This window comes from Pedobacter sp. UBA5917 (assembly GCF_002432345.1).
Lineage (GTDB): Bacteria > Bacteroidota > Bacteroidia > Sphingobacteriales > Sphingobacteriaceae > Pedobacter.
Window position 1 is genome coordinate 1 of sequence record NZ_DJDT01000217.1, and the last position, 8805, is coordinate 8805.

Sequence of the window (8805 nt, forward strand, 5' to 3'; positions counted from 1 at the left end):
GGCTCCCTGCCATCCGGCATAGCAGCATGATAGATGCTGATCCCGAACATTCGGGACAGCACGACGATCGCAGTAGAAATTACGCAATAAGTCCTCGGCTCCCTGCCATCCGGCATAGGATCTGAAGGAAGGAGAAAACGTTAAAGCTTTAGCATATCCATTCAATTCAGCACAATCCAAGACAGGATCAAGCGCGAGCGGTGGACACAGCCAGGGTGAGAGCCTAGATACTGCCGACATCAAAGCTTTGACGAATTTATCCGACATCAGATGCAAGCCTTGATCTTTTGTTACTTTTGGATCAAGCCAACCTGCGAAGCAAGCTTGAAGACCGATAAAAACATAAACACAACTGAAAAAAGTAAGCGCCCTTCGGCGGCGCAGAGCCGAGGCAAGCCTGAGCGTAGGCCAATATATTGTTTTAAATATGAAAGGCAGTGCTAACATTAAGCTAGTACTAGTTACGCAGAGATCCTTCGTTGCACTCAGGATGACAACATGGAGAGAAGCGGTACTTAGCATGATGGATGCTGAAATAAATTCAGCATGACGATCGCAGTAGATTAAGTGGCCAAAATTGATTGCAGTAGAAATTCGCACCATGCTATCTGCACCCTGCCATCCGGCATAGCAGATTTTCTTAGAAATAAGCATTGAAATTCTTGCACACCCTCCACACCAAACCACAGCCCAAGGCAGGATCAAGCGGGAGCGATGGACACAGCCAGGGTAAGAGCCTAGATACTGCCGCAATTAGAATTTCGATAGCTTAGTTCAAGAATTGCGCAGCAATCTTTTATACCGAAAAAAACAATATAATCGCATAAAAAACAGGTGCAAGCCTTTCAGTTATGCCTATTTTATTGTTGTTTTTATAGGCGGGCATGCTTTCGCTGCGCTCAGGTTTGTTACTTTTGGATCAAGCCAACCTGCGGAGCAAGCTTGAAGACCGATAAAAACATAAACACAACTGAAAAAAGTAAGCGCCCTTCGGCGGCGCAGAGCCGAGGCAAGACTGAGTGGCAGGCCGGCACATTGCATTTTAAATGTGAAAGGCAAAGCTAAAACTATGTTACTGCGCAGCACGCAGAGATCCTTCGCTGCGCTCAGGATGACAGCAATGAGGCAAAAAGCAATCGCTGAGTCTTCGCGGTAGAAATTCGCACCATGCTATCTGCACCCTGCCATCCGGCATAGGATCTGAAGGAAGGAGAAAACGTTAAAGCTTTAGCATATCCATTCAATCTAGCACAATCCAAGACAGGATCAAGCGCGAGCGGTGGACACAGCCAGGGTGAGAGCCTAGATACTGTCGCCCTCGAAGCTTTGACGAATTTATCCGACATCAGATCCAAGCCTTGATCTTTTGTTTCTTTTCTATCAAGAGAAAAGAAAGAGCCCTTTCGGCGGCGGTGAGCCGAGGCAAGCCTGAGCGGCTGGAAAAAAGAGCTGAGCGATTGGAAATTGAATTCAGCAGATTTCTCCACTGCGGTCGAAATGACGGAATGAGGGAAATGACGGAGTGGAATTGCAATGGAGTAAGCGTCCAGGATAACAGCAAAACAAAAAAGCACCGAGAACATCGCGCTCTCAGTGCCTAAATTTATACACAAACCTATAAAGCCCTTTGCAAGCCTTATAGGTTTAATGCAAATTAATTCCAGCCGCCGCCTAACGAGCGGTACAAGCCTACCACAGCATTTAACTGCTCTGTTTTGATAGAAGCTAATTCAAGCTCGCTCTGCAATAAATTGCCCTGTGCGGTAATTACTTCCAAATAGTTGGCTAAACCGCTTTTAAACAATAAGCTTGCATTTTTAGATGCCTGTTGTAACGTTTGCGCCCTTTTTTCAGCTATGCTATATTGTGCTTTTAACTTTTCTACTTTCGTTAACTCATCAGATACTTCGCCTACAGCGTTTAATACCGACTGACGGAATTGGATCACCGTTTTTTCGCGATCGATTTTAGCCAGTTCTAAATTGCTTTTTAACTGTCCGCGTTGAAAAATAGGTTGAGTGATACCACCCGAAACCAGACCGAATAACGATGCAGGTACATTAAACCAGTTGCTTGCTTTAAAAGAGTTTACCCCTCCGCTTGCGGTAATTACCAGCGATGGATATAAACTTGCTTTAGCTACACCAACCTTTGCATTGGCAACGGTTAAAGCAAGCTCCGCACTTTTAATATCAGGCCTGCGGCTTAATATGGCCGAAGGGAAACCTACGCTCAGGTTCTGTGGAATAGCCATTTTATCTAAACGGCTCTCACGGGTGATCGATTTTGGTAACGTACCGATTAATACACTCAAAGCGTTTTCCTGTAAAGTTACGCCCTGTTCCAATCTCGGGATCAGTTGTGCCGCAACCAGTTGCTGTGCCTGTGCCTGCTGTATCGCCAACGAAGTAACCTGACCGGCATCGAACTGTAAGTTGATAATCCTTAACGTGCTATCGCTCAGTTTCAGGTTCTTTTGGGCAATCTCCAATTGTGCATCAAGCATCAACAGGTTATAATAACCCTGTGCAACATTGCTTACCAAACGGGTTTGTACCGCTTTGCGTGCTTCCTCGGTCTGTAAAAAACTGGCTAAAGCGCCAGCTTTTTGATTACGGATTTTTCCCCAGATATCGGCTTCCCATACCAATCCCAGATTAGCGCTGTAATCTTCGATGTGTGTAGAATTTGTAAACTGGTTAAGGCTTAAACCATTTAAACTGTTATCGCTTGGGCGGCTTGTGCTTGCCGCAACCTGCAATTTCAATTCAGGTAAATAACCCAATTTCGATTGTTTAAACAATACTTCGGCTGCATCGATATTTTTCAAGGCAATCTGCATATCGTAATTTTTAACCAAAGCTGTATCAATTAAATTCTGTACAGTAAGGTCGCTGATAAAACTTTTCAAGGGTATTGTACCAATGCTCGAAGAGTCTTGTGGTGCTGTGTTTCTGAACAGGCCTGGTACCACGTTGGGCAGGGCTGTATCTTTCGAAACCGAACATCCGCTCCAAACTAAAGCAAGGAGCAGGATGGTAACTATATTAAACCGTTTCATAAACTGCATGATTATTTACAGGTTCTTCATCGTACTGAACAACCTCGTTTGATGATTTTTTTGATACTTTTTCCTGTAATGCCTGGAAGATTACAAAAAGTACCGGAATGATAAATAAACCTAAAATTACGCCCGATACCATACCTCCTGCGGCACCGATACTGATAGAGTGGTTACCCTGTGCAGATGGACCAGTTGCAATACTCATCGGGAATAAACCGAATACAAAGGCAAGCGATGTCATAATAATCGGTCTGATCCTCAATTTAGCTGCTTCAATAGCCGAATCAACCAAACTCAAGCCTGCCCTTCGTCGCTGCACCGCAAACTCTACAATCAGGATGGCGTTTTTGGCCAGCAAGCCGATAAGCATAATCAGTGCTACCTGTACATAAATGTTGTTTTCGATACCGGTTAAGCCCAATACCACAAACACACCGAATATACCTGTAGGGATAGATAATATTACCGCCAACGGAAGGATGTAACTTTCGTACTGTGCTGATAATAAGAAATACACAAACACCAAACAAAGCAGGAAGATCACTGTAGATTGTCCACCTGAAGAAATTTCCTCACGTGTTTGTCCCGAGAATTCGTATGCATATCCGGTTGGCAATTCTTCTTTGGCTGTTTCTTCAATCGCTTTAATTGCATCACCCGAGCTGAAACCAGGTTTAGGGATGGCATTTACCTCGATAGAGTTAAACAGGTTATAACGAGAAGCCGTTTCTGAACCATAAACACGGGTTAATTTAACCAGCGTACTAATTGGCACACTTTCGCCCAATTTGTTTTTAACAAACACACGGTCGATACTTGCAGGGTCGGTTCTGTCGGCAATATCAGCCTGAACAACCACACGGTAGTATTTACCAAAGCGGTTAAAATCTGATGCCTGTGCAGTACCGAAGTAAGTTTGCATGGTTTGCAGGATATCTTTAACGCTAACACCTAACTGATCGGCTTTTTCGTTGTTAACATCCAATTGTAACTGCGGATAATCTGCTTTGTAAGAAGTAAAAGCGAAGGCAATTGCAGGTTTCGCCATTAGTTTGCCGATAAAGTTATTGGCTACACCACTAAATTTATCCAATCTGCCGTTGGTTTTATCCTGTAACATTACATTCATGGCCTCTACGTTACTAAAGCCCGGTACAGTTGGGAAACTGAATACAAAGAAGGTACCGGCAGAAATGGCTGCCATTTTGGCTCTTACAATGTTCTGTATCTCGTCGATATTTTTTACCGCTCCCCTTTCGTCGTTAGGTTTTAACAATAAGAAAATCTGTCCGGCCGATGGGCTGTTTGATGCTGTTAAGAAGTTATAACCTGCTAACGACATTACAAACCTTGCCGATGGCATAGCCCTCAACTCAGCTTCAGCCTGTTTTAATATTTTGTTGGTATTCGCTAATGATGTTCCTGATGGAGAAGCAACCGCGATGGCCACAAAACCCTGATCCTCTGTAGGGATAAAACCGGTTTTTGTTCTGCCTACCAATAATACGGTTACGGCAACAATTAATGCAAGGCCGGCCATACTGATCCATTTATTACGGATAAGTATTTTTAAGCCGCCGATGTAACGGTTCGTCATATAGTTGAAACCACCGTTAAAACCTGCATAAAATTTATCTACAAAACCTTTTTTAGGCGCAGCGTGTCCGTGGCCACCTTCAGCGTGTTTGTTCTTTAAAAATAAAGCAGCTAATGCCGGACTTAAAGTTAAAGCGTTAACAGCCGAAATAATAATGGCAATGGCCATGGTTAAGGCGAACTGTTTGTAAAATATACCTGTCGATCCTGTCATAAAACCTACCGGTAAAAATACTGCCGCCATTACCAATGTAATGGAAATAATGGCCCCGGTAATCTCGTTCATGGCCTGGGTGGTTGCCGCCTTAGGACTAAGCCCTGGGTTTTCTTCCATTTTGGCATGTACCGCTTCTACCACCACAATGGCATCATCTACCACAATACCAATGGCCAGTACGAGGGCGAACAGGGTTAATAGGTTAACCGAGAACCCGAACAGCTGCATAAAGAAGAATGTACCGATAATCGCAACCGGAACTGCAATAGCCGGGATCAATGTAGACCTGAAATCCTGAAGGAAGATAAATACTACGATAAATACCAGTAAGAATGCTTCAACCAAAGTATGCTCCACCTGGTTGATGGATTCATCAAGGTCGGTTTTGGTACGGTAAAACTGATTGTATTTAATACCTTTAGGAAAATCTTTCGATAGTTTTTCCATCAGTTTATCAAGCTGGATCTGGATTTCGTTGGCGTTTGAGCCCGATAACTGGATTACCCCAATGGTAATACCATCATGGCCGTTCAAACGGTTAACACTGCTGTAGCTATAGGCACCTAATTCAACACGTGCCACATCTTTTAAGCGCAATATAGATCCATCAGCATTAGAGCGGATAGCAATATTCTGATATTCTTCTGGTTTGGTAAGCTTACCTTTATATTTAATTACATATTCGAATGCCTCATTACTGCGTTCACCAAGTCTACCTGGTGCAGCCTCAAGGTTTTTATCCTGTATAGCACTCATTACCTCGTTAGGGGTAATTTTGTAAGCAGCCATCTGACTTGGGTTTAACCAGATACGCATCGAATAATCTTTGATACCACCAAATACACTGGCCGAACCTACACCCGAGATACGTTTAATTTCGGGGATGATATTGATCTGCGCGTAGTTGTTTACAAAAACGGCATCGTATTTTTTGGGATCTTCTGAGTAGATACCAATGGCACCGATAAAGCTATTTTGCTGTTTGGTAGTGGTTATACCATATTGTACAACCTCTGCCGGTAACTGACTGGTAGCCTGCGAAACACGGTTCTGTACGTTAACAGCTGCCTGATCGGGGTTGGTACCCTGTTGGAAATAAACGGTGATACCCAATGTACCATCATTACTGGCAGTGGAGGTCATGTAGGTCATGTTTTCCACACCATTAATGGCTTCCTCCAGTGATGGGGTTACCGAACGTAAAATAGTTTCGGCATTGGCCCCAGGATATACAGCGGTTACCAATACCGACGGAGGGGCGATATTTGGAAAGCGCTCTAAGGGCAACTTTGCTAAGGCAATTACACCAACTATTACCAATAAGATGGAAATAACAGTTGAAAGTACCGGCCTGTTTATAAATTTCTGAAACATGACTTTTTAGAGTTTATTGTTGTCTTATTTTTTTGTGTTTGCAACAGCTACTTTATCTGCCGCTTTTTGAGGTTGGATTACCATACCCTCCTGTAATTTATCAACGCCACTTAATACAATCTGGTCGCCGGCTTTTACCCCATCTTTAACCAGGTAGTTTTCGCCGGTTTTACCAACAATGCTGATCGCTTGTTTTTTCACCTTGCTGCTATCGCCTACGGTAAATACAAATACTTTATCCTGCATTTCTACCGTAGCCGATTGAGGTACCAGAATGGCATCGTTATGCTGTAATCCTAAGTGGATTTTACCGGTATTACCCGAGCGTAGCACACCATTTGCATTAGGGAAACTTGCCCTTAAAGTAATGGCACCGGTGTTTTTATCAAACTGACCATCGATCATGTCGATTTTACCTTTAACCGGATAAATGGTGTTATCAGATAATAAAAGTTCTACAGCTGGTAAATGTTTAATCCTGTCGGCAGGTGTTTTACCAGGGTAGTTTGCATTAAAGTTGTTGAAGTCGTTTTCTGCAAGTGAGAAATAAACGTGTACTTCGTGGATATCGGATAACTGTGTTAACGCAACCTGATCAGTCGGCGAAACCAAACTTCCCTGTTTCAAAGGAATACGGCCGATGTAACCACTTACGGTAGCTTTAACATTGGTATAACCTAAATTGATCTGTGCCGAAGCCACACCTGCTTTAGCCTGCTCGGCATTTGCCTGTGCAATTTTAAGTGCAGTTTTTGCCGTTTTTAACTGGATATCAGACACTACTTTGTTCTGTACCAGTGGTGATAACTTATCAACTTCCAATTGCGCGTTCAATACTGCTGCTTCTGCTGCATGTAAGCTCGCTTTTGCGTTGTTTAAAGCCTCGCGGAAAGGGTTTTCGTTAATTTTGAATAATGTTTGTCCGGCTGTTACATACGCGCCTTCGTTAACAAGCACACTTTGTAAGTAACCACTCACCTGCGGACGTACATCGATATCAACTGCACCCTGAATAGAAGCCGGATAATCAACAAATGTAGTTTCATTAGCTGCAATAATGGCACTTACAGGTAAAGCTGGTGGAGGTGGTGCTGCAGGTCCTTGTTGAGGAGATGACTTACAGCTGATCAAAATTATAGAAAGGAGCGAAATTGTTAACAATGATTTAACACCATTAAAGTACTTAACACTGTTAAGTAGCGGATGCAAGGGTTGTAGAGATTTCATATATTTAAATTTAATTGGAATTAAAGTGTATAAATAATTTAACAGTGTTAAATTACCTTGTAAAAAAAATTAACTGTTAATAGATAAGGTAATACCTTTGATGGCGTCCCTTAAAATTTGTTGGTTCAGTTCGTCGGTTGTTCTCCCGTTTGGTCGAACAAGATTGATGGAAATTAAGCCGTGGATGATCGACCAATAGGTGTAGTACTTCATACAGATATCATCGTCAGACACTGGTTTCTTTTCGAATAACGATTCAATTACGTCGCCTAACATGTTTCCTACGTTTTCGGCCTCGGGCAATGAATTTTTAACGGTACAACAAACCATATCTACACCGTACATCAGCTGATAAAATTCTTTGTGGGCAAAGGCGAAGTTCCAGTAGGCAATCCACATGGCTTCCATTTTATCTTCTGCTGTTTCTTGTTTGTCCCTTGCTTCGCGGATATCTTTGGCCAACAATAAATATCCCCTTCTGGTAAGTTCCAACAGGATACCTTCTTTGTTAGAAAAGTATTCGTAAATGATGGGAGCAGTATATTCAATCTGGTCGGCAATTTTACGCATACTCAATGCTTGCCAGCCCTCTGTTTGAACAATGTTCAAGGCTGCATCCAGAATTTTTGTTCTGGTTTCATCTTTTAAACGTAGAATTCTTTCTTTACTTCCCATGATCTGGAATATAAGGTGTAAATAATCTAACACCGTTAAGCAAATGTAGAACCAATTGCAGAATTGACAATCATTCATTTGTCATAAACATTTTATTGGTTAGTTTTACGTCTTATAATCGATGTTTAAAGCGTTTAAACAAACATTTTCAAGTAAGTCAATTTTTTAGAAAAATATAAACCATGATTTTTCGCCCTGCAAAAACAACTGACATACCTGCCATACAAATTGTCAGGCACACCGTAAAAGAGAACATTTTGTCAGATCCAGCTCTGGTTACTGACAAAGATTGCGAAGAATTTATTACCAAACGTGGTAAAGGTTGGGTTTGCGAAGTAGATGGTAAAGTGGTTGGCTTTTCGATTGTTGATTTAAATGAACATAATATCTGGGCTTTATTTCTCCGGCCTGAGTTTGAAGGCAAAGGTATTGGCAAGGAGTTGCATCGGCTAATGATGGATTGGTATTTCGAACAGACCAAAAAACCGGTTTGGTTAGGAACAGCGCCAAATACCCGTGCCGAAGAATTTTACAGCAGGCAGGGCTGGAAAAAGGTTGGCATGGTAAATAAAGGTGAAGTGAAATTTGAGATGAGTTATGAGAATTGGGTGAAACAGCATAAATAATAACCACAAAGACACCAAGGCACAAA

6 protein-coding genes are annotated in these 8805 nt (G+C 42.4%); 1 reads left to right on the forward strand and 5 read right to left on the reverse strand.

Going from position 1 to position 8805, the window contains the following annotated elements:
* The 5 genes from B2V92_RS14555 to B2V92_RS14575 form a co-directional block, all read right to left on the reverse strand.
* Positions 1-654, reverse strand: a 654-nt coding sequence (locus tag B2V92_RS14555) for a hypothetical protein (protein WP_293309353.1), incomplete at its 3' end; no start/stop codon positions are given.
* A gap of 1000 nt (positions 655-1654) precedes the next feature.
* A complete protein-coding gene (locus B2V92_RS14560; RefSeq protein WP_293309355.1) occupies positions 1655-3061 on the reverse strand; it encodes a TolC family protein in 1407 nt (468 codons plus the stop codon).
* On the reverse strand, positions 3048-6251 hold the full coding sequence (locus B2V92_RS14565) for an efflux RND transporter permease subunit (RefSeq protein ID WP_293309357.1): 3204 nt from the start codon (positions 6249-6251) through the stop codon (positions 3048-3050). Before B2V92_RS14565 ends, B2V92_RS14560 begins: the two co-directional genes overlap by 14 nt.
* Positions 6252-6275: 24 nt before the next feature.
* Positions 6276-7478 (reverse strand): efflux RND transporter periplasmic adaptor subunit, encoded by a 1203-nt coding sequence (locus B2V92_RS14570; RefSeq protein ID WP_293309359.1) that lies wholly within the window; start codon positions 7476-7478, stop codon positions 6276-6278.
* A 69-nt stretch (positions 7479-7547) separates the two neighbouring features.
* Entirely contained in the window at positions 7548-8153 is a 606-nt protein-coding gene (locus B2V92_RS14575) for a TetR/AcrR family transcriptional regulator (protein ID WP_293309361.1), read from the reverse strand.
* A 182-nt stretch (positions 8154-8335) separates the two neighbouring features.
* Between B2V92_RS14575 and B2V92_RS14580 the strand changes: the two genes are divergently transcribed.
* Complete coding sequence (locus tag B2V92_RS14580) at positions 8336-8779, forward strand: GNAT family N-acetyltransferase (protein WP_293309363.1); 444 nt, start codon at positions 8336-8338, stop codon at positions 8777-8779.
* The last annotated feature ends 26 nt before the right edge of the window (positions 8780-8805 follow it).